Source organism: Prevotella sp. HMSC077E09, from assembly GCF_001814685.1.
GTDB classification, from domain to species: Bacteria; Bacteroidota; Bacteroidia; order Bacteroidales; family Bacteroidaceae; genus Prevotella; species Prevotella oris.
The window spans coordinates 1-22,163 of record NZ_KV817534.1 but is presented as its reverse complement, the minus strand read 5'-3'; the positions used below and the strand labels follow the sequence as shown (position 1 = coordinate 22,163).

23 protein-coding genes are annotated in these 22,163 nt (G+C 37.0%); 4 read left to right on the top strand and 19 right to left on the bottom strand.

Features of this window, described 5'->3' with window-relative positions; all coding sequences use genetic code 11:
- The first annotated feature begins 508 nt into the window (after positions 1-508).
- Positions 509-2,305, top strand: a complete 1,797-nt coding sequence (locus HMPREF2983_RS04865; RefSeq protein ID WP_070667194.1) for a leucine-rich repeat domain-containing protein — start codon at positions 509-511, stop codon at positions 2,303-2,305.
- Positions 2,306-2,459: 154 nt separating this feature from the next.
- Here HMPREF2983_RS04865 and HMPREF2983_RS04860 read toward each other — a convergent pair whose 3' ends face one another.
- The 3 genes from HMPREF2983_RS04860 to HMPREF2983_RS04850 are packed head-to-tail and all read right to left on the bottom strand — an operon-like array spanning position 2,460 to position 5,357.
- The gene (locus tag HMPREF2983_RS04860; RefSeq protein ID WP_004376453.1) at positions 2,460-3,098 is read right to left on the bottom strand and encodes a trimeric intracellular cation channel family protein; all 639 of its coding nucleotides are present in this window, start codon (positions 3,096-3,098) and stop codon (positions 2,460-2,462) included.
- Positions 3,099-3,109: 11 nt separating this feature from the next.
- Positions 3,110-4,066 carry a D-2-hydroxyacid dehydrogenase gene (locus tag HMPREF2983_RS04855; protein WP_070667191.1) on the bottom strand — a complete coding sequence of 319 codons (957 nt, stop codon included), beginning with the start codon at positions 4,064-4,066 and terminating at the stop codon, positions 3,110-3,112.
- Positions 4,067-4,085: 19 nt separating this feature from the next.
- Entirely contained in the window at positions 4,086-5,357 is a 1,272-nt protein-coding gene (locus HMPREF2983_RS04850; protein WP_070667189.1) for a replication-associated recombination protein A, read from the bottom strand.
- 110 nt (positions 5,358-5,467) lie between these two features.
- Between HMPREF2983_RS04850 and HMPREF2983_RS04845 the strand changes: the two genes are divergently transcribed.
- Positions 5,468-6,280 (top strand): hypothetical protein, encoded by an 813-nt coding sequence (locus tag HMPREF2983_RS04845; protein ID WP_039873196.1) that lies wholly within the window; start codon positions 5,468-5,470, stop codon positions 6,278-6,280.
- 146 nt (positions 6,281-6,426) lie between these two features.
- Here HMPREF2983_RS04845 and HMPREF2983_RS04840 read toward each other — a convergent pair whose 3' ends face one another.
- The 10 genes from HMPREF2983_RS04840 to dnaB all read right to left on the bottom strand — a co-directional run bounded on the left by HMPREF2983_RS04840 (position 6,427) and on the right by dnaB (position 16,786).
- Positions 6,427-7,134: a WecB/TagA/CpsF family glycosyltransferase gene (locus HMPREF2983_RS04840; protein ID WP_070667187.1), complete on the bottom strand. Its 708-nt coding sequence runs from the start codon at positions 7,132-7,134 to the stop codon at positions 6,427-6,429.
- Positions 7,135-7,154: 20 nt separating this feature from the next.
- Positions 7,155-8,333, bottom strand: a complete 1,179-nt coding sequence (locus HMPREF2983_RS04835) for a glycosyltransferase (RefSeq protein ID WP_070667185.1) — start codon at positions 8,331-8,333, stop codon at positions 7,155-7,157.
- A 3-nt stretch (positions 8,334-8,336) separates the two neighbouring features.
- Positions 8,337-8,846: a glycoside hydrolase family 16 protein gene (locus HMPREF2983_RS04830; RefSeq protein WP_070667183.1), complete on the bottom strand. Its 510-nt coding sequence runs from the start codon at positions 8,844-8,846 to the stop codon at positions 8,337-8,339.
- 410 nt (positions 8,847-9,256) lie between these two features.
- Positions 9,257-9,556: a hypothetical protein gene (locus tag HMPREF2983_RS04825; protein ID WP_070667182.1), complete on the bottom strand. Its 300-nt coding sequence runs from the start codon at positions 9,554-9,556 to the stop codon at positions 9,257-9,259.
- Positions 9,557-9,565: 9 nt separating this feature from the next.
- Positions 9,566-10,402, bottom strand: coding sequence for a glycosyltransferase family 2 protein (locus HMPREF2983_RS04820; protein WP_070667180.1), 837 nt, complete (start codon positions 10,400-10,402; stop codon positions 9,566-9,568).
- Positions 10,402-11,550: an EpsG family protein gene (locus tag HMPREF2983_RS04815; protein WP_070667178.1), complete on the bottom strand. Its 1,149-nt coding sequence runs from the start codon at positions 11,548-11,550 to the stop codon at positions 10,402-10,404. The genes HMPREF2983_RS04820 and HMPREF2983_RS04815 overlap by 1 nt, the downstream gene beginning before the upstream one ends.
- Before the next feature lie 4 nt (positions 11,551-11,554).
- Positions 11,555-12,295: a glycosyltransferase family 32 protein gene (locus HMPREF2983_RS04810; protein WP_246829350.1), complete on the bottom strand. Its 741-nt coding sequence runs from the start codon at positions 12,293-12,295 to the stop codon at positions 11,555-11,557.
- Positions 12,296-12,352: 57 nt separating this feature from the next.
- Positions 12,353-13,195: an acyltransferase gene (locus HMPREF2983_RS04805; RefSeq protein WP_083316684.1), complete on the bottom strand. Its 843-nt coding sequence runs from the start codon at positions 13,193-13,195 to the stop codon at positions 12,353-12,355.
- The gene (locus tag HMPREF2983_RS04800) at positions 13,185-14,498 is read right to left on the bottom strand and encodes a polysaccharide biosynthesis protein (protein ID WP_246829349.1); all 1,314 of its coding nucleotides are present in this window, start codon (positions 14,496-14,498) and stop codon (positions 13,185-13,187) included. The genes HMPREF2983_RS04805 and HMPREF2983_RS04800 overlap by 11 nt, the downstream gene beginning before the upstream one ends.
- 764 nt (positions 14,499-15,262) lie before the next feature.
- Entirely contained in the window at positions 15,263-16,786 is a 1,524-nt protein-coding gene (gene dnaB, locus HMPREF2983_RS04795) for a replicative DNA helicase (protein ID WP_070667174.1), read from the bottom strand.
- A gap of 103 nt (positions 16,787-16,889) precedes the next feature.
- Here dnaB and ispE point away from each other — a divergent pair, with 103 nt between their 5' ends.
- Together ispE and HMPREF2983_RS04785 are read left to right on the top strand one after the other, a co-directional pair.
- Positions 16,890-17,729 carry a 4-(cytidine 5'-diphospho)-2-C-methyl-D-erythritol kinase gene (ispE, locus tag HMPREF2983_RS04790; RefSeq protein WP_070667173.1) on the top strand — a complete coding sequence of 280 codons (840 nt, stop codon included), beginning with the start codon at positions 16,890-16,892 and terminating at the stop codon, positions 17,727-17,729.
- Between the two features lie 3 nt (positions 17,730-17,732).
- On the top strand, positions 17,733-18,242 hold the full coding sequence (locus HMPREF2983_RS04785; RefSeq protein ID WP_070667172.1) for an NUDIX hydrolase: 510 nt from the start codon (positions 17,733-17,735) through the stop codon (positions 18,240-18,242).
- Positions 18,243-18,311: 69 nt separating this feature from the next.
- On the opposite strand, the gene HMPREF2983_RS13395 is transcribed toward HMPREF2983_RS04785, so the two are convergent.
- The 6 genes from HMPREF2983_RS13395 to map all read right to left on the bottom strand — a co-directional run bounded on the left by HMPREF2983_RS13395 (position 18,312) and on the right by map (position 21,520).
- Positions 18,312-18,470: a DUF4295 domain-containing protein gene (locus HMPREF2983_RS13395; protein WP_004374897.1), complete on the bottom strand. Its 159-nt coding sequence runs from the start codon at positions 18,468-18,470 to the stop codon at positions 18,312-18,314.
- 26 nt (positions 18,471-18,496) lie between these two features.
- Positions 18,497-18,685 (bottom strand): 50S ribosomal protein L33, encoded by a 189-nt coding sequence (gene rpmG, locus HMPREF2983_RS04780; protein ID WP_004374894.1) that lies wholly within the window; start codon positions 18,683-18,685, stop codon positions 18,497-18,499.
- A gap of 5 nt (positions 18,686-18,690) precedes the next feature.
- Positions 18,691-18,954, bottom strand: a complete 264-nt coding sequence (gene rpmB / locus HMPREF2983_RS04775) for a 50S ribosomal protein L28 (protein WP_004374890.1) — start codon at positions 18,952-18,954, stop codon at positions 18,691-18,693.
- Between the two features lie 130 nt (positions 18,955-19,084).
- Positions 19,085-19,585, bottom strand: coding sequence for a CinA family protein (locus tag HMPREF2983_RS04770; protein ID WP_004374889.1), 501 nt, complete (start codon positions 19,583-19,585; stop codon positions 19,085-19,087).
- 6 nt (positions 19,586-19,591) lie between these two features.
- Positions 19,592-20,626: a tRNA (adenosine(37)-N6)-threonylcarbamoyltransferase complex transferase subunit TsaD gene (tsaD, locus tag HMPREF2983_RS04765; protein WP_018919132.1), complete on the bottom strand. Its 1,035-nt coding sequence runs from the start codon at positions 20,624-20,626 to the stop codon at positions 19,592-19,594.
- Between the two features lie 30 nt (positions 20,627-20,656).
- Complete coding sequence (gene map, locus HMPREF2983_RS04760; RefSeq protein ID WP_004374886.1) at positions 20,657-21,520, bottom strand: type I methionyl aminopeptidase; 864 nt, start codon at positions 21,518-21,520, stop codon at positions 20,657-20,659.
- Positions 21,521-22,163: the final 643 nt, after the last annotated feature.

Below are 22,163 nucleotides of genomic sequence, written 5' to 3'. Positions count from 1 at the left end.
CATTTGGTAGTTGAAACTACCAAGTGTTAAAAATAAGCAGCTAATTTTACAAAAATATTTTGGAAACTATTGCGAAAAATTTGTTTATTAAAAAACTTTTATTAACTTTGCATCGAAGCTTATATATTATACGAATTGTATTTGATAGCGTGTCATACTACACAGCATCATCCGTCTTATTATCATAAAGGTGTATGTGCGTTGCAGGGAATTTTTAATTCTTCTGCTTCTTTTAACACATTGTATTTGGTTAATTCAAATATTTTGCTAACACACACACACACACCATAGACTCACCGTCGGTCTATCTACATACTTTAACATTATTCTACGCGCGCGCGATTCGTCGCGCAACACCTATAAGCAAAGGACTTTTCGAAGTTTCCTTTGCTCGAATGTTTATGTCTATTTGCGAAGGTTTATCATTTGAAATAAGACCGTTTTGAGGATGTATTTTGCTTGTTACAGAGAGTTTATAAAACAATATTTTAATTAAACTAGAGAAAGAATGAAACAAACAAGACTTTTATTATTGTTGCTGCTGGCATCGTTGTTGCCGGCGAGCACGTATGCCGCCGTCTATGGAGACAAGTTCACCATCGACGACTACACTTATTACATTTCAGATGTTTCGAAACATGAAGTGTATATTTCTAATTGTACTGCTTCCGGCGATGTAACGCTTCCATCCACGGTGACAGATAAAAACCATATAGAGTGGACGGTGAAAGGACTGATATTTGGTGTATTCAAGAATGTTACCGGCATAACGATACCGGAAGGATACACCACTATCGGTATCAATGTGTTTCAGCACTCCCAAATTACGACGTTGAACATTCCGGCTTCGGTGACAACCATAGAACGCGGTTCGTTTATGGGTGTTGACAAACTGCAGTCTATTACGGTTAATCCCGCTAATCCGAACTTCACTGCCGAGAATGGAGTGCTTTACAACAAGACTAAAACGGAGCTGATCTGCTATCCTAAAGGAAAAACCGATGAAGATTTCACCGTTCCCGATGGCGTTACAAAGATTATGGGGCTTGCCTTTTTTCAGAATCCGAATATAAAGACGGTAACGCTTCCAACCTCTGTAAGCGAGTTGGACCCATACACATTGGCTCCCTTTGCCGGTTACAGCGCGTTCACGGACTGTGCTTCTTTAACAGCTATCAATGTTAAGTCGGGCAATCCAACCTTTAAGAGTGTGGATGGTGTAGTATATAGCGCAGATGATAAAACACTCGCAATGTATCCCTCAGGTAAGGAGATGGATCCGTTTATTGTTCCTTCTACAGTGGAACACATCGCGCAAAGTGCGTTCCTTTATACCAAGAAATTGAAGAACATCACCATTAGTGAAGGTGTGAAAGACATAGGCGCATACGCATTCAAGAACTCCGGTATCAAGTCTGCCAGCATTCCTGCCAGCGTTACGTCGATTTCCGACGGTGTTTTCGTGAATTGCAGTAACCTCGAGACCGTTGATGTTGCTTCTGCCAATACAGCCTATTCGAGTGTAGACGGAGTTGTGTTCAACAAGACTGTTACGGATTTGATCTACTATCCCACGGCCAAAGCCGGCGAATATACGGTTCCAGGCACGGTGACAACCATCAAGCAGTCTTCCTGTGAAGGTACAAAGAAACTGACCAAAATAACGCTTCCGCCATCGGTCAAGACCATAGAGAAATCGGCCTTCGAATCCTCTTCGTTATCCGAATTGGCTTTCTCGGGCACATCGGGACTTGAAACCATCGGGAAAAGAGCATTCATTTGGGCGCATTTGAGTAATGTTACGATTCCGGCATCAGTGAAACTTCTTGAATGGGGAGCCTTTTATGGCCAGAACGGAAATGATAGTTTTGACGGGCAAGGGCTGAAGACCGTTACCGTGGAGGATAACTCACAGTTGAAGGAAATTGGCGCGGAAGCCTTTCGTGGCAACAAAAAACTCGAGAAATTCGAGTTTAAGGGAACCTGTAAATTGGAAAAAATCAGAAACGCTGCATTCAGAGATAATTACTCTCTTCCCTCTTTCACATTCCCGCAGACGATTACCAGAATCGATGAAAGCGCCTTCAACGGCTGTTCTTCCATGAAGTCAGCAACGTTTAAAGAACCTTCTTCCTTTGTGTTCGTCGGTAGCGGCAGTTTCCAAAACTGCGGTTTGGAGAACCTCAAACTGCCGGAGTCTGTAACGACTATCGGTCAGTCGGCTTTCAACAGCTGCGACAAGTTGGTGAGCATCGACCTTCCGAAAACGACAACGAATGTAGACCCTCGCGCATTCAGTTTGTGAAAGTAAGATATCTGAAGCTGTAAACTATTCTCCTTCTCTACACATAAAGACACAAAAGAAAACAGAAAGTAAAGGAGCTATCCATTCAAGATCAGAAAATGACAGAAGCAAAAGGCCTCGAAAGTTATTTTATAACAAGCCCTCAAAGCTTTCCTCATTCTTTCTCACCTCTGAGAATTGGAAGCGAAATGTGGAATTTCACAGTAACAAAACGTATGAGGCATATTACAAGAAATGTGATGATTGCCGTAACGCCAACATTGAAACCGAAAGATGCCAACAGCCAATAGACAAGACCGCCGCCCACACTTGCCATGGCATAAATATCCTTTTGGAAGATTACAGGCTCTTGATTGAGAAGCACATCTCTGATGATTCCACCTGCAACTCCCGTAATACAACCCATGATAATGGCCACCCAAAAGGGATGATCATACTGTAACGTCTTCTGCAGTCCTGCTATCGTGAACATGGCAAGCCCAAAAGTATCAGAGACAAGCCACGCATTTTCCATGCGATTGAGCCACTTTGCAAAGAGGATAACCACAAGCAATGCAAAGACCGTACAGGTGAAATAAATGCTTGAAGTCATCCAGAAAGGCGTTGCACCAAGCATCACATCACGTATGGTTCCACCACCAATGGCAACTGCAAAACCGCAAACAAAACCTCCAAACCAATCAAAATGCTTGGCTGCAGCCATGCGGATGCCCGAAATGGCAAAAGCAAAAGTACCGATAAATTCAATCAGTTGAAGTACCGTACGGGCTACTTCGGGATTAGGGCTTATCATAATTCCACGGCTTACTTATTGACAACATTCTGCGGATGGCCCTCTATGAAAGCCTTTACATTCTCTACACACACCTCCAACAAGCGCGAACGCGCCTCCCTTGTAGCCCAGGCTATATGCGGAGTAATGAATGCATTGGGTTGAGAAAACAGCGGATTATCGGCCGAAGGAGGCTCAATGCACATGACGTCTGCCCCATAACCGCCTAAATGACCACACTTCAAGGCCGCTGCAACATCGGCTTCATTGACTAATTGTCCGCGTCCCGTGTTAACCAACAAGGCCCCTTTCTTCATCTTCTTCAGTGCATCCTTATTTATCAACTCATGTGTATCAGGGGTCAGAGGACAATGCAAAGAGAGAATATCACTCACAGCAAACAAACCATCGAGCGTTGTCTTCTGAATGCCTTCGGGTAAATCGGCCGAATTCTTACTGGTAAAAGCAAAGACATCCATACCGAAATCTTTTGCTATTCTCGCAACCTTACATCCGATGTTTCCCAATCCGACAATACCTAACACCTTGCCACTAATTTCAGGAAGAGGCGTATCCCAATAACAAAAATCAGGGTTCTGACTCCACCTTCCTTCACGGTTCAGCTGTGCATAGTGTTCAATACGATTGGTCATATTCAGAATATGAGCGAATGTCATCTGTGCAACACTGTCCGTACTATAAGCTGGAATATTTGAAACGACAATGCCATGAGCCTTTGCCGCAGCTATATCAACCACATTATAACCCGTGGCTAATACACCTATATATTTCAGTTTAGGCAATTGTTCGATAACTTCTTTCGTTACATTTACTTTATTTACGAGGATAATATCTGCATCTTTTGCTCTCAGAACCACGTCTTCCGGAGCCGTACGGTCGTAAAGAACGAACTCTCCCAACGCTTTCATAGCATCCCAACTCAAATCTCCGGGATTAGCAGCATATCCATCTAATTCAACAATCTTCATGTTTTCAACAATTTAGTTCTTATTCTTTAAAACGATTTCCCCAACAATTTTCCATCTGTTTGTTGAGTTTCTCTTCGACAACACTGTGCTGCCCATGCCAGAAGCGAGTCTCTTTCAGCTCATCAGGCAGATACTGTTGTTTCGTGAAATGCCCGGGATAGTCGTGGGGATACTTATAACCGTCATGATAACCGAGTTCAGCCATCAGCTTGGTTGGGGCATTTCGTAAAGGAAGTGGAACCGGAAGATTCCCCGTTTCGCGTACCATTGACAATGCACTATCAATGGCAAGATAGGCAGAATTGCTTTTCTGACTCGTAGCCAAATAGACCGTAGCCTCTGCCAAAGGTATTCTTCCCTCGGGCCAGCCTATCTTCATGACAGCATCAAAAGCTGCATTGGCCATTAATAAGGCATTAGGATTGGCCAATCCCACGTCTTCTGCAGCGCTGATAACAAGTCTGCGAGCAATGAACTGTGGGTCTTCTCCACCTTCAATCATACGCGCCAACCAGTAAAGGGCCGCATCAGGATCACTCCCACGAATACTTTTAATGAAAGCCGAAATGATGTCGTAGTGTATCTCCCCATCCTTATCATAGGCTAAAGGATTTGTTTGTAGCCGACTTTCCACAAGCTTATCTGTTATGACAACCTCACTTTCGGAGGCCTCAACCACGAGTTCAAGAATGTTCAACAGCTTTCGGGCATCTCCCCCACTGTAACGTAACAGCGCCCCACTCTCTCTCAATTCAATATGCTTCTTCTTCAGTTCTATATCTGTGGTAATGGCTCTGTTGACCAATTGCAACATGTCCTCCTTATCAAGTGACTTCAAAACATAAAGCTGACAACGTGAGAGCAGAGGACGTATAACCTCAAAAGAAGGATTTTCTGTCGTTGCGCCAATTAAAGTAACGACGCCACGTTCAACAGCACCCAACAGAGAATCCTGCTGCGACTTGCTGAAACGATGAATTTCATCAATAAAAAGAATCGGTGAGGCTGTATTGAAAAAGCGATTATTCTTTGCCTTTTCTATCACGTCGCGCACATCTTTAACCCCACTTGTTACAGCACTTAATGTGTAGAACGGAGTTTCAAGTTTGTTGGCAATGATTTGTGCGAGCGTGGTTTTCCCAACTCCTGGCGGTCCCCATAATATAAAAGAAGAAATGCGTCCGGCGTCAATCATCTTGCGCAAGACGGCACCTCGTCCGACAAGATGCTGCTGACCAACATATTCATCGAGCGAATGAGGCCGCATTCTTTCTGCCAAAGGTTCACTCATAATTATATGCAAAAATAAAGATTTCACATGAGATAGCAAAAAAATCTATGCTAAAAGTTTGTGAATATGATGCAAAGTATATACTTTTGCAACAAAGAAATAACGTATATATGAGACAGCAAAAAGTTCTAACACTAAAGACACTAAACAAAAGCAATGTGTGGGATATTCAGGAAAATGATGTATACAGAATGTGGAACGCAGCTGAAAAGGAAGCTGATTTGAAAGATAATGTACGCCAATATGTTGATATCCTCCGCAGTGCTTTTGACATTGAAGAAGTTAAAATCGACAGACCTGAAGTCATTTCCAAATATGAAGCACGTGGTTTCAAAGTCGGTTTCGTTAAGATTGATGACAGCACAAAAGTGAAATGGGCTATCAAAAAACGCCCTATTCTTCGCGTAACCGACCTTACTTATGAAAACATTCACCACATCTCTGCAGCTAAATTGCTTGAAGTTATTGAGCGTAATTTTGGCGGAGGATGGGAAAGTCTGTCACAGAGTATTCAAGACATCATCGAACAAGGCTTTGACATCAGCACCACCACCCTACCCAAAGATCGTCTTCATAAGCCGGGAGGCATGTACGAGAAGAAGGTGAACGATGGCTACGAAGTTCTTGAAATTGAGAAAGGGACGTGGGTAGAAGCTATCTTTGCCAAGGAAAAACCAGAGATGTATAGAACTAAGATTAAGTTTGAGCCCAGCGATGAAATAACAGAAGAAGATATGCCCAAGTCACAGGAAGACGAAGAAGATGATGTTATTGTAGAAGATCACTACAATGATATTGAAGAAGATGACGACACATTTGATGAGGATAAATTGACCGAAGAAAGCTATCGTACAACTTATGATGAAGACCCGGAATCACTTGATTTACAAGCATCAGAAATGAGTGATGACGAAGAATACTAAATCTATATCTTGAAGTTTGAATATTAAATATAAAGGGCGTATCACTCAAAATAAGCATTTTATTGAGTGATACGTCTCTTTTAAAATACAATTATGCGCCATCTTTCACAGAAAGATAACGCATAATGAAAATATAAATCAAAAATTTAACCTTTAGATAATCTTTCTTTCAGGAATATTATAGGGAAAACAAATGCTGTTTTGAAATACCTATAACGTGTATGTGGCTCTTTATACATTCTATAAACAAAACGTAAACCATGCTTATCAATCCATTCTGGATAATATTCAGCTTTATCCTTTGCAATCTGATGGATAAAGCCACCACAAGTAAAGCCAACTCCGAGATACCCCGCATCTTTAACTTTTAGCAAAAAATCTTCCTGTTTTACAATTCCCATCCCCACAATCAAGAAATCAGGTTTTAATAAAACGATCTTATGCACTGTAGCCATCTTTTCTTCATTGGTATTAAAATAGCCATTACGAAAATACAGTATGGACAATTTTGGATATTTCGCAATTAAAATCTTTACAGCTTGTTCTATACTCTCTTGTTTTGATGCAATTATAGCAATACTTTTCCCATTATCTTGTGCATAATCAAACAATACAGGCGCTAAAGATGTCATATCAAAACTCCGTCTCTGAATTTTCTTACCATAACAAAGTTGCACAGCCTTCACGAGCAGTCCTCCATCAGCGAAAATCCCATCAAATTTTGTAAAAAGTATTTTATTATTAAGGGCATCTAAATAGGAGACGGGGTTTAGGAACGTATAGATAGACATATTCCTCTCAAATATCTTTTTCAAGGATATAGTATCAGAGCTTATAAGTCTATCTACAATCATAAAAAGAACTTAAAACAAAGTTATGAGTTACATTGTACATCAGACAGAACTTCATACCACTTTTTAATAACAACATCGAGTGTAAAAGACTTAGATTTTTTTATTGCTTCTATACTCATATTCCTCCTTTGTACCTCATTTTCTATTAAAAACTCCATCTTTTCAGCTAATATTTGAGAATTAAATGGCTTTGGGAGAATGAAACCTGATTTTCCATCATCTATTATGTCGTAAATTGCTTCATAACTCCCATAAACAATTGGTACTGCGCCATAGCTCATACTTTCAATAACAACTAATCCAAAACCTTCTAAATCAGAAGTTAATAAAAAGACAGAGGCATTTGCAAAATATTCAATTGGAGGATCTTTTTGGAAACCTGCAAATACGACATTGCCAACAGAATGTTCTCTCACATAATCAACTAACTGTTTTTTGTCTGGCCCATCTCCAACAAGTAGTAATTCCCAATCATTGTATTTGTGATAAATTTTCTCCCAGGTTTCAACAATACGATTAACATTCTTATTGGCCAAATCCATCCTGCCAACATAGAGTAATTGTTTTTTCTTGTTCGCAAAATTAATCAAATTTTCTTTAACTTCTATAGTTATTGGATTTCCTATAGCTAATATATTTCCATTTGACTTGATATGTGCGTACGTCAGTAATGGAGCAATAAATCCTTTAGATAATAATATATATTTGCTACTATGCATCACACTATACCGGATAGATTTTCTTATTACCCAATCTAACAATTTGTAGATAGTATAATATATTGGCTTTAAAAAGAGATTAGAGTTTCGATATTTATTTTCTGCAACTAAAAGTTTTTTTGAAGTATAAGGAGAGCCATGGAGAACAGATACAAGTTTACAGGGAGTTCCTTTCATAGCTCTATTAAACAACAGTGTTGTTTTATAAGGTAATCCCCATTGATTAATAATAATATCTACATGATGCACTTTTATAAAATTATGTAATATTTGAACATTACTTTGACTATTTACAGGATATGTCAATTTTATTAGAGGCACTCGAAAATCTAATTGAGACTTGAGTTCCATGTGTGGTTGTTCTATAGAAGCTATAGATACAAAATGACCATCTTCAACCATCTTATTAGCAAGAACTGTAGTTACAACTTCAACACCACCATAAGATGGGTAAATACGATAAAAAAATAAAATATTCATTATTTAATCTTTCCGAAATACTCTCACATAATCAACAACCATGAACGTACCATCAATAGCATTCGTTATCTTACCAGCCCAATCTATAACAGCTGTACTTAATACTAAATGAGCAGGTGAATTACAAAATTTATTATCAAACTTTCTTATTATTTTCCCATCAAGATAAAATATTAAAGTCATTGGAGACCATTCTAAAGCATAAATATGATAATCATTTATTTCTCCTTGTAAAAAATAATAAGAAGGATTCTGTACGTTAATATAGTTATTTTGTCCAATATCATGAACATTATTCTGTAGTTTATTGGGATAATGAGCCTCTACAACATCTATTTCAAATGCATGTGTATTAGCTTTTGAAGATTGATAAAACCAAAAAGAGTTATTTACACCACTTGCTTGTGCATATTTTAATCTACACTCAAAATAACCATATAGAAAAGGCTTCCGTACTTCTATCGAAGCTGTGCTCCATTCTTTTCCTCCACAATTCTCCTTTTTATTCTTCAAAAAAACTTTTCTCTTTTAAGCATAACATTCTCTGTCCAACGTGAGCTTAGAATATGATTTGGTGATGTGTTTTGAACAAGCCAATTATCATTAAATAATTGCCCATTGTAAAATTCATCATGCCATATTAGAACCCACCTTTTCTTATTAACCTCTTTTCCATAAGGATGATATTTCTGGGCAGATAAAAAATATGGAAAAAAGCTAAAACACAATACATTATTATTTTCACATTAAAATATTACGTAAGAAATAATTTGTTTATCTTGCATTATATCAAGACTTGGTATTTGGATTAATTCATCTTTTATTTTTATGGAGTCCAACACTTTCGAATAAAGCTATCCTAGGACTATCTGAAAACAACTTACACTTAATTGTTAAATCACAACCAGGAACAACCAAATAGTTCATGAAGTAAAATCTATTAAATTAAAAACTTCATGTGATTTTATAAATGAATAACTTCTAACTTGAAGCCTATTTGCGTATTTAGACATAACTTTCACCCATAACCAATGAAATAGTTTATTTTCTTTTGATGCAAAACTGGCTCCCATTGAAGATGCAAAAAGTTGACTTTGACTTAATTTTACAATCTTAAAATTACCATTAATTGCTGCTTTTAAAACCTCTTCAGCACCTAAGTCAATAAACGCATTACCGATATTATTAAAATAAACACCTGTAAACAATTCTATCAATTTCATATATAATTTTTATTTATTAAGTTTGAAATTCATGCCAATAATTCTACCTTTAAGAGTATAAAAAGATTTCTTACATTTAAAGCTATTGCAACATGAATATATTATAACCCCTAAAAAAGGGCGAAGGAGTTTTTTAAATTTACTCATAAAAGGTAAATTATGCTTCTGAATTATATACCCCTCCCCTTTAGCATAGCAAAAACACTTATCGAAATAGTTATTAAAATTTTGAAATTGAAATACTGGATGACGTACAATAATTTCTGGATGATATTCTATTTTAGAAGTTGGATGTCTTTCCATAAAAGACCACAAGTAATCTGTTTCTTCACCGCTTGACAAACCATATTTCGAACCAAGCCCTATATTTTCATCAAAATTTATCGTTTTATCAAACCGCAAAAACATCGATGCAGAAGAAATACCACAATGTTCTGTAAATGTTAGTAATCGTTTCTTTGAGGAATACCTACTATAAGGAATATCTTCCTCATTACAAATACGTGTGCCTACTCCATCTAAGTTATTGTGTTCTATACAATATTGAATTTTTACTAAAGTTCCATTATCATACCATGAATCATCATCACCAAACGCGATATAATCTCCTGTGACATATTTAAGGCCTTGGTTCCTGGCTTCAGACAGTCCACAAGGATGATATTTTATATAAATTTTGTTTATGATAGGATTAAGAATATTAAAACAACCATAATTAGAGCCCTGATCAACAAAAATGATTTGCAGATTAGAGAAATCTAACTCTCTTTGATTATTTATTGATTCAAAAAAACGGAATAGTTCCTCTGGGCGTGTTTGGGATGTTACTAAAATTGACAACTTCATTAAAATAAGCAATTTACATATGGAACAACATCTTCGTATCTATCTGCAAATAATCTATTCTGATACATAACGAAACTCAAAAGAAGTACAGAAAAACGGAAAATAATTCTTTCTCGTTTGGACGGAATTGTATACCACAAATCTGCATAGGTAACTACACGGAAAAACATGAAAGGAAAAGCTAGCCGCTGGAATATCCAATTTATCGGTGTTAAAATATTAAGCACAACAACACCAATTACATAACAAGAGATATAAAAACTCTTTTTATATCGATGAGAATATACTGTGTATATACAAAAAGCAGTATTTAAAATATTTGATATATTAGAGTACTGTCCAAAACCGTTTGTACCAGACATATATGAAGAAAAATTAGAACTGCCATCATTAAAAATAAACGACAAAATAGCCAATTGGCTCGATGCGAAAGAAGCTAAAGTTAAACTCAAAAAAGATGAAAACAATAAGACAATAATCAAAACCTTTGTCGATATTCGCCTATAATATTTATATATTAAGGGAAATATTAACATAATCAACATGCTTTTATGAAATAGAAATGCAACTACAACTGTGCCAATTATAAATAAAAAAGACTTTTTATAAAAAGGAAGAAAAATATGATGTCTTCCTCGATATGAAAGATAATTTATATCTCCATTAACACAGGCTTGATTATCTAAAACAAAAGATGATAAAAATATTAAAATCATTGAATAACAAAATTCTTGTCTCATACCATTATATAATTGGAAATAATAGGCGAAAGCTAACATAAAGAAAAGAGAAAGAGCTGCATATTTACTTTCCTTTTTTAGAAAAACAAAGTAATTTGCAAAAGTAATTATAAATAAGATATGAAAAAAGATTAAAGGATCAGATGATATTGAATATTTAAAGTTTGCCATTAACCAAAGAAAACCATACTCAAACTGTCTCATAACAACACCCCAATTATTTGGATTATGCCCCATGTGAACGTATTCTAACCAATACCCGCCATTTAGGTCATTACCAACAGTACGAGCCCTCGTACTGCCAAGGAAAAATAAAATAAAAAAAATAAGATAAGCTGCTTTTCTTTTATCTTTCCAATATAATGCAATCAATAATATAAAGCAAAATAAAATCCAATAAAATATCATTTTATTATTTCCAATATGTTTTAGAAAAGAACATTCTATTTAGTAAATCTCTGTATCGGACATGAAAGAAAGAGCAAATTTTTTTTTCTAAATTTACATACCATGGAAGCCATGTTCCACTGAATTGATGGATTGAATAAGTATCTTTTGTTAAATTCAATTTACCCGTTGCATACGATTTCGGGCTGAAAAAAGATGATGGTAAAATCGGTATAAGATTATTATGATTCAATGCATCCTCTACATTTATTGCCTTGTATAAAATAAAATTTTTATTTATGATCTCACACGCGATTTGAGGTATAGGTTTCATTAACAAAGTACCATCATATCTTACAAAGTCTCTATTATCATAATAATCTAAACATTTTTTGACCCATATACATCCTTTTTCACTACCAATAGTTGCGGCCTCAATTGTAGTTCCATTTGCTTCAAAACAAATCATAGACGAGAGTGGGAGAAGATCATCGTATGATTTTAAAACTTCAACATCCATATCTAAGTAGATACCTCCATAATTATATAAAGCGAACAAACGAATATAATCTGCGGCAAAAGCATATTTTTTTTTATCAAATGCTTGATCTACCCATTTACTCTTTCCTTTTGGGAATCTTTTAAAATCCCATTTTATAAACTCATAATCAGGAAGTTTTACTTTCCAAGTTTGCATATATTTCTGTAAATCAGAAGGTACAGGATCATTACTCAGCCAACAATAATGTATAATTTTTGGTATCATAATTTTTATTTTGTTATTGGAGATATATTAGGTTATTTAGAGGTATACGAATCGTATCTAATCATATTTACAAACAATAGTATTACAAGCTTTATCAGATAAATTTGGAATGTGAACATATTCTTTATCAGAATTCAGCATAAAGAAATTCTGTGTTTTTTTTATTAGTTCTATATTATCAATTCTCCTAAAACCTGTTGATAACACTTTTGCTGGGATTCCACCAATAATGGTTGCTTCTTTTATTGAACTCATATCCTTATTAACAAGACTATTACTTGCCACAATTACCTTGTTAGGAATAACACTACCCCCTGAAATTGTTGTACTATTGCATATCCAACAATAATCGCCAATAATAATTGGTTTTGACATTGAATGTATTCTTTTTCTTTTTAAATCCGCCACAAAATGAAAATTTGTATCTAAAACTTGGCATCTATGAGTAATCCATGTATGATTACCTATGTTCACTTTACTATAGGCTGTTATATTACAATGATGCATAATTTTCGTACAATCTCCTAATTCTAAAAATCCTCCTTGTAAAACATTAATTTTAGTTGAAGTATAAATTTGACAACGTCCATTAAAAATAATTGTACCCCAATTAGCTATCCCACTATCTCCACCCGAAACAGATGGTGCTTCAGCATTAGTTTGATTAAATTTTATCATACCTGGATAACATTTACCCTTACAGATCATACTACCATAGAGACTAAACAACTTAGGAGTTCCATAAACAAAGACAGGCATTCTAATAGCTTGCTTAAATGGAAAACTTCTAAGATTTAGATATATCGTGGCTATAATATTAAACCAATTGACAAAAGGAAGCTTCTCTATATTCAAACTATAGTGACGGCTTATACGTTGAAAAAAACTTCTATTTTCCATATTTTAAGACTCTCCTTTGAATAATAGAAATGATATTGCATCGTTCACTTTCATTTAAGCCAACTAACAATATCGTAATTATCACTATTAAAAATGATAAAATTGAAAGAGTAAATCTTTGAATCAATGAATTTCCCCAAAAAGAATCTATCCAAAAACAAAAACATCCAGAGACACATATGGCACATAAAACTGGTAAAATCACTTCTTTAAAATAAAGACTAAGTGAGAACGTTATTTCTTTTTTTAAGATAACAAGAACTGTATAAATATAAAAACATCTCACTATTATACTTATAACGAAGATGCTCTGTGGAGGATAGCCGTATCGTAAAAATAAATATGATATGGGAAAAATCAGAAAGAAAACTGCACTACCATATAATATATAATTTTTCAATTTCCCAACTGCTAGTGCTAATGCCCAAATAGGATTATTTAATACATTTATTACTGAATAAATTAAAATCAAAACCGTGAATATCTTTGTATATCCAGGAACCTCTTTCAACCATAAATGCAACACAAAATCAATAGATAAACAAAGTGGTAGTACTATTATCCATAACAAATATACAGACAATTTCGACGTTGTAAAGAAGAGCTTGAAAAGATACTCATAATCTTTTACTGCATATGATTTCATCAATTGTGGTCTTACCGAAGTATAAAAATTAGCACTAAAATTATTTACTGATTGATTTATCTGTCCAGCAATCCCACGTGCAGCATTTACAATTGGACCGAAAAATAAGTTTAAAAGAATATTAAGTCCCTGTTCATTAATTGAATAAACTAAAGTTCCCAATGTATTCCAGCCAATCATCGAAGAGCATTCTCTTATCATTTTTTTATCCCATTTCCATTTATATACACTTTCTGAATATTTTTCACTGCAATAAATAGAATAAAAAAGTCGAATTCCTATTGCAACGACAAACAACAGAAAAGAATATACAACTAATTTATCATAAGCGATTATTACTATAATATATGCAATAAACAACTTTATTACTCCCTCAATGATTCCAACATAAGAATAGATTTTCATTTCTTCTCTTGCCACTAATACAGCTTCGTATATAACACTAAGAATAGTCATACATAAAGAAAAAAGAGTGAATTGGAAAACCCAGAATGCAGCCACTAATCTTTCAGCAGGGATATTCAATTTGTTATATATAAACCATACACCGACAATTTCTCCCAATAATAAAACAAATAAACTTATGACAATATAAACTGACTGATGCACACAAAAAATTTTGTTAGCAGCTTTTAAATCATTTTGTCCTATTTCCACACTAAGAAACCTTTGTGTCACATTTGCTAATGATGAACGAAAAAACACAAACATAGTCGTAAAACCGCCAATTACATTATATATCCCAAAATCTGTTATTCCTAAATTTGATAGAATAACCCTTGATGTATACAGGGACACTACCATAAGAAACAACATACGGATATACAGAAAAAGTGTATTCTTTGCTATTCTTTTACTATTAGAAGGAAAACTATTTTTTAACACTAATTATCGTATAAAATAAAAAGACTAAACTTTATGGTTAGTAAACTATGAAAACAGAAACTATCTGTATAAAAAACTATTTTTTAATAATAAACAACTATTGTGAAATAATATTTGCAAAAATCTTTCCCTACCCACTCATCTAAAAGATAAGCAGTAAAAAAAGATTTACACTACTCCTACCATTTAAAAGAAAAAGGAAAAAGATAGAAAAAAGGTACAAATTGCGCATACTATCATTGCACTTACTTTCTTTGCAAACCAAAAGAAAACCCAATCCCTATCAAATAAATAAGACCATGTTATAGTCTCATTACTTCCTATCTTACAGTCTGATTTATAGTTAATCTAAAATTATCAGTGCAAAATTACAAAATAAATTGGTTATATTGCTATATTTTACTAATAATTTTCTTCTGTCTTCAAAAAGAATTGGAAAGTTAGTTGATACTTAGATATATTATCCCAACACAAAAAGGTTAAAGTGCCAAACACTGATAATATACAATAAAAATACTATTTACGGTTGATATTCTTTAAAATGGCACAGGATCACCATTATCCATCGGAGGAGGAAACGAACCTTCTATTGGAGGCATATCCCCTTCATTCATCTTAGATCCCATGATTTCACCACTACCAGCGTTAGAACCATAGGTTTCTTCGGGATTGCGAAAGCTTGTAAACTCACCCTTGAATGTCAAGAGTACATCTCGTGTAGCTCCTTTGCGATGCTTAGCAATGATTATCTGAGCCATACCATGGAGATCATTGCCTTTCTCATCCTGATAGATATGATAGTATTCGGGGCGATGCACAAACAGAACCATATCGGCATCCTGCTCAATAGCTCCGGATTCTCGCAGGTCACTCAACTGTGGCCGCTTACCCTCAAGACCATCTCGGTTTTCAACCGTACGGTTCAACTGCGACAATGCAAGAATAGGAATATCAAGTTCCTTGGCAAGCCCCTTTAAAGAACGCGAAATTGTTGATACTTCTTCCTGGCGGCTACCAAACTTCATACCGTTGGCATTCATCAGCTGAAGGTAGTCTATCATAATAATCTTTACTCCCTTTTCGCGAACCAGACGACGAGCTTTCGTACGAAGTTCAAATACCGAAAGACCTGGGGTATCATCTATATAGACAGGAGAACCTGTTAATTTCGTCAGATTCTTATCCAGTCTATCCCATTCATCAGGTGTCAACTGACCATTCAATATCTTACTACCAGCAATCTCACACGTATTTGAGATCAAACGATTCACAAGTTGAACATTGTTCATTTCAAGTGAGAAGAAAGCAATAGGTACTTGATAATCTACAGCAATATTCTTAGCCAAACTCAATGCAAAAGATGTTTTACCCATAGCCGGGCGACCGGCAATAATCACAAGGTCGCTCTTTTGCCAACCACTCGTCACTTCATCTAAGTCTGTATATCCTGTAGGAATTCCTGTCAATCCTCCGGTATTAGCCGATGCTTTCTGAAGAATATCTATTGCCTGCCGAATAACAGGATCAATCTGCGTGTAATCCTGTTTCATGTTCTTTTGAGATATTTCAAACAACGAACCTTCAGCTTCTTGCATAAGCACATCCACATCAACGGTATCATCAAAAGCTTTCTCTTCTACTCTACTGGCAAACTGTATAAGTTGCCGAGCAAGAAACTTCTGTGCAAGAATATGGGCATGATACTCAACATTGGCCGATGATGCCACACGATCACTGATATCAAGCAAATAACCAGGCCCTCCAATGTCATCTATTGTACCCTCTGTTTTCAGCTGTTCTGTTACAGTCATGATATCAACAGGGCGTTCACTCATATTGAGATTCTGAATAGCCTGATAGATTTTCTGGTTACGAGGCTCATAAAATGTCTCTGGACGAATAATCTCTGAAATCAGAGAAAAAGCATCCTTATCTATCATCAGAGCACCGATAACCGCCCGCTCTATGTCAGTAGCTTGTGGCTGTAGATGACCATAGGCATTATCTACATTAGCCGATGATTTCCGACGCCTTACCGTATTACTGTTATTCTCTGCCATGGGAATTTGATTTTCGGCAAAGGTAATCAATTTTTTGTTTATATAAGTTGATGATTATTGGATTTTTTGTATTTTTGCAATACATATATTTAATATACAAACAATGATTACATTCCCTTGTGCCAAGATTAATCTTGGACTCAATATTGTAGCGAAACGAGACGACGGCTACCATAACATAGAAACCGTCTTCTACCCTATTCCGCTTTACGATGCACTTGAAATCAAGTATATGGGAGAAGAGTTTCCCTCTGATGTAAATTGTGATTTAAAGGTAACGGGCAATGCCATAGACTGCAATGAGGCTGAAAATCTTGTTATCAAGGCCTACAATCTGCTGGCGAAAGATTATAAAATTCCACGTGTGCATACTCACCTTTATAAACGGATACCTTCTCAAGCCGGTCTTGGAGGTGGCTCAAGTGACGCAGCCTACATGATCAGATTACTCGACGAACGCTTCAGACTGAATATCGGCAACGCAGAAATGGAACGCTATGCAGCAAAGTTAGGTGCGGATTGTGCTTTCTTCATCAACAGTGAACCTGCATTTGCCATGGGCATTGGCAATGAGTTTATGCCTGTAGATGAGCCTGAAAGTAACCTGAATGGCTATCATATTGCTATTGTAAAGCCCTCTATAGCTGTTTCAACCAAAGAAGCATATACCGATATTGTGCCCAAGAAATCTAAGATTTGTTGTCGAGATATCGTAAGACAACCTGTTGAAAGCTGGAAGGGGCTATTGGTAAACGACTTCGAAGCACCGGTCTTCAATAAATATCCTCAACTGGCAGAAATCAAGAATAAACTCTATGAAAAAGGAGCTGTCTACGCAGCTATGAGCGGTAGTGGCAGCAGTATATTCGGCATTTTTAAAGAAAGTCCATCTCATCTTGATAACAGCTTTGCTGATTGTTTCACTTTTACTGCACAACTTTAGCCCATGAGAGACAACGAAAAAGAAATGTTTCCTCTCGTTTTAGAAAATGGAGATATCATAGGAGCCATCAGTAGGAAGGAGGCACATAATGGCTCCAAACAACTCCACCCTGTAGTTCATCTCCATGTTTTCAATAGTAAAGGTGAACTTTATTTACAGAAACGCCCAGATTGGAAAGATATCCAACCTGACAAATGGGACACAGCCTGCGGGGGCCATATAGCTCTTGGAGAGAATGTAGAGATTGCCCTAAAGCGTGAAGTACAGGAGGAGTTAGGAATTACAGACTACATTCCGAAACGTATAGGCCAATATGTTTTTGAAAGTAATTGCGAAAAAGAACTTATTTATGTTCACAAAACAACATACAACAAAGTTCTCCATCCCAATCAAGAGGAACTCAACGGAGGACGTTTCTGGACATCGGAGGAAATCAAGAGTAACCTTGGCAAGAATATTTTCACTCCTAATTTTGAAAGTGAATATATTCGATTTTTCAGTAATAGAGAATAAATTCTTACCAAAAATAAAAAAGGTTGCAATCTTTATTGCAACCTTCTTTCATCTATAGTCTTAGGAAAATTATTTCTTAAAGAAATCTTTCACAGCCTCATTAGGTACCATCTGCTCATCAAAAACATAAGCACCAGTCTTCGGGCTCTTAACCATCTTAATTACTTTTGAATATGCGCGACCATCCGTAGAACCTTCATGGAGGGTAGCGACCGCTTTCTTTGCCATATCTTATGTGCTTTTTAAAAGGGTTATTACTTAATCTCCTTATGAAGAGTCATCTTCTTCAGGATTGGGTTATACTTCTTCAGTTCAAGACGCTCAGGAGTATTCTTACGATTCTTTGTAGTCACGTAACGGCTTGTTCCTGGCAGTCCGCTATTCTTCATCTCAGTGCATTCGAGAACTACCTGCACTCTATTACCTTTAGCTTTCTTTGCCATGATGATTATTCTCCTATTACTTTAATGTCTTTCCAGTCGCAGAAGCCCTTAGAAACGGCCTGCTTCAGAGCTGCGTCAAGACCAACTTTATTAATGAGACGAAGACCAGCAGCACTGATCTTAAGGCTAATCCAGCAACCTTCCTCTACATAGTAGAATTTCTTGCTGAAGAGGTTTACATCAAAGCTTCTCTTTGTACGATGCTTTGAGTGAGACACATTACAACCTATTTGCGCCTTCTTTCCTGTAATCTGACAAATCTTAGACATTGCTATCTTTAATTTTTGTTTTCGTTTTTTGATACTTATTCCAAACAGGGTGCAAAATTACAAATATTTTTGAATTACACAAAATATTTCTTCAAAGAATAAAGGTAATTAAGTATTTTTTTGCTTTATCCTATTCTTTTACCTGTTTTCCTTTAATATAATCAAGAAACATACGCAGTGACTGATTAGTAGCAATGGCAAGGTTAATGTCGCGTCCGAAATCCTTATCAAGCTTCATCGTACGGATATCATCCTTGCTTCCACATGCCAACCAAATTGTTCCTACCGGTATTTCCGGCGTACCACCAGTTGGGCCTGCAATGCCTGTTGCAGCAATAGCATAATCAACATGCAAAGTTTCACAAGCTCCGGCAACCATCTGTTGAGCAACTTCTTCACAAACAGCAGTCTTCTCTTCCAAAACCTCATGACTCACATGAAGCAGGTTTTCCTTTACTTCATTCGTATAAGACACGATTCCTCCCTTGAAATATTCACTTGCTCCGGGCACAGCAATGATAGCTTCTGCTATACGGCCTCCCGTGCAACTCTCGGCAGTTCCAATTGTCAAGCTGTTGTCATAGAGATATTGTTGTAACTCTTTGCTCAACACTTTAGTTTCCAGTTCCATATATTTTTATTTAAAAGTTACTTTTGAAAATGCGGGGGCATCAATGCGTCCAAAGTCATGATCCATATACTTTGATTGCCCTACAATGGCTATCATTGCTGCATTATCCGTCGTGTAGCTGAATTTAGGTATATAAATGGTCCAGCCATACTTATCTGCATGCTCACGGAAAGCATTGCGCAAACCGTTGTTGGCAGATACACCTCCAGCCACAGCCACATGCTTAATGCCCGTCTCTTTCACTGCCTTGCGCAGCTTATTCATCAGGATATCCACTATCGTATGCTCCAGACTTGCAGCCAAATCTTTCTTATGATGTTCTATGAAATCAGGGTCTTCCTTTATCCAATCACGCAGACTGTAAAGGAAAGATGTCTTCAATCCAGAGAATGAATAGTCGAAACCGGGAATATGCGGCTCGGCAAATTTATACGCCAACGGGTTGCCCTGACGTGCCAACCGGTCGATTATCGGCCCTCCCGGATAGCCTAACCCCATCACTTTCGAACATTTATCAATAGCCTCACCTGCCGCATCATCAATCGTCTGTCCCAACACCTGCATGTCGTTATAGGCATTGACCTTGACAATCTGAGAGTTACCTCCCGACACCAAAAGACAGATAAAAGGGAAAGGAGGCGCACTCGTATCATCGTCAGTCTCCTTTATAAAATGCGCCATGACATGGCCTTGCAGGTGATTAACATCCAGCAATGGAATATTCAGCGAACGCGCTAAGCCCTTGGCAAAGTTAACACCTACGAGCAAAGAACCCATCAATCCCGGGCCACGTGTATAGGCTATGGCACTCAACATCTCTTTTGTGATGCCGGCACGCTTGATAGCCTGATCAACCACCGGCACGATATTCTGCTGATGTGCACGTGATGCCAGCTCTGGGACCACGCCACCATAAGCCTTGTGTACATCCTGAGAAGCTGTCACATTGGATAACAACACGCCGTTACGCAACACGGCAGCCGACGTATCATCACACGAACTTTCAATACCTAATATATAAATAGCTTTCTTTTCTTCCATAATTATGTTTCGCTAAACAAGCCATGCTTATCAATAGGACAACACTTCCACTCCGCTTTCCGTCATCAGGAAAGTGTGCTCCCACTGTGCACTGGGCTTCTCATCCCCCGAAATAACTTCCCAGCCATAGGGGTCATCAGCATCTATAAAGACCTTCCATGTTCCCATATTCACCATTGGCTCAATGGTAAACACCATGCCTGGGACAAGCAACATACCTGTGCCCCGATGACCGAAATGTACGACATCGGGTTCTTCATGCATCGCTAATCCGACACCATGACCACACAAATCACGCACGATACCATAGTGATATTTCTCTGCATGTTTCTGAATTGCATGTCCAATATCACCTACAAAGCAATAAGGTTTTGCAGCCTCTGCACCAATATCCAAACATTCCTTGGCCACTCTCACCAATTGTTCTTTCTCGGGAGTTGTCTTTCCTCCGATAATAAACATACGCGAAGCGTCACCGAAATAGCCGTTCACACTCAATGTCATATCCACGTTCACGATATCTCCCTCTTCGAGGATATCCTCTTCCTTAGGTATCCCATGACAGACAACTTCATTGATACTCGTGCAGACACTCTTAGGAAACCCCTCATAATTCAGGCAGGCAGGCACAGCATTGTTATCTTTGCAATACTGCATGCAGATATCATCTATCTCCTGTGTTGACATGCCTGGACGAATTGCTGCAGCCACAGCATCCAAACAACCCGTATTGACCTTACCGGCTATACGAATGCCTTCAATCTGTTCCGGGGTCTTTATAAGATCGCGGGTAGGCACCTCCTTGCCCTTATTCTCCCAATACATCACCTGCTTGTCAAGCTCAGTAAGCGGCTGACCAGGCAAGCAATGCCATCTTCTCTTCTTAAACTTCATAAGTCAAACGTTATAAACTCGAATGCAAAAATACAATATATAATCGAAACAAACAATTTTTTTCTTATATATCTTAAATAGGAAAAACTATCTACAAGACCGTTCACCAAAGCTTGCACACGGCCCTTTCTGCCCACCGTTATCATAGTGAAACAGAAACCATAAAACCAATAACTCTTTGCACTGACTTCACGAAGAACAACTCTGCACGGTCGAGAAGCTCTGTTATTTTGTAAATAATCCCGTCTTGTTTTTAACATTTCAAAACCACCCTGAATAGAAAATTAAAACCAATAAAACTTATCTTATTTACCAATTTCAAAGTTTCTGACGCACAATTTCATTCTTCACACGCTGCAATTTGACGCAGATTGCATTCCTACTCGCGTCAGAACAGACGACAAAATAAGTCAGATTGCAGGGTAATTCAATAGAAATAAGACAGCTTAACAACATCATTTTCCTCCATATTTTGACTTCAATCGCACAACACACTGACAGACAACGCATTACAAAATACCGAAAAACAGCGTATATTCGGACTGAGAATATCTTCTATTTCAAATACGCAAGTCTTTTAAAAGAAATTGTAAACATTCACGATGAGAATTAACAAATGGTAGTTTCAACTACCAAATGCGAA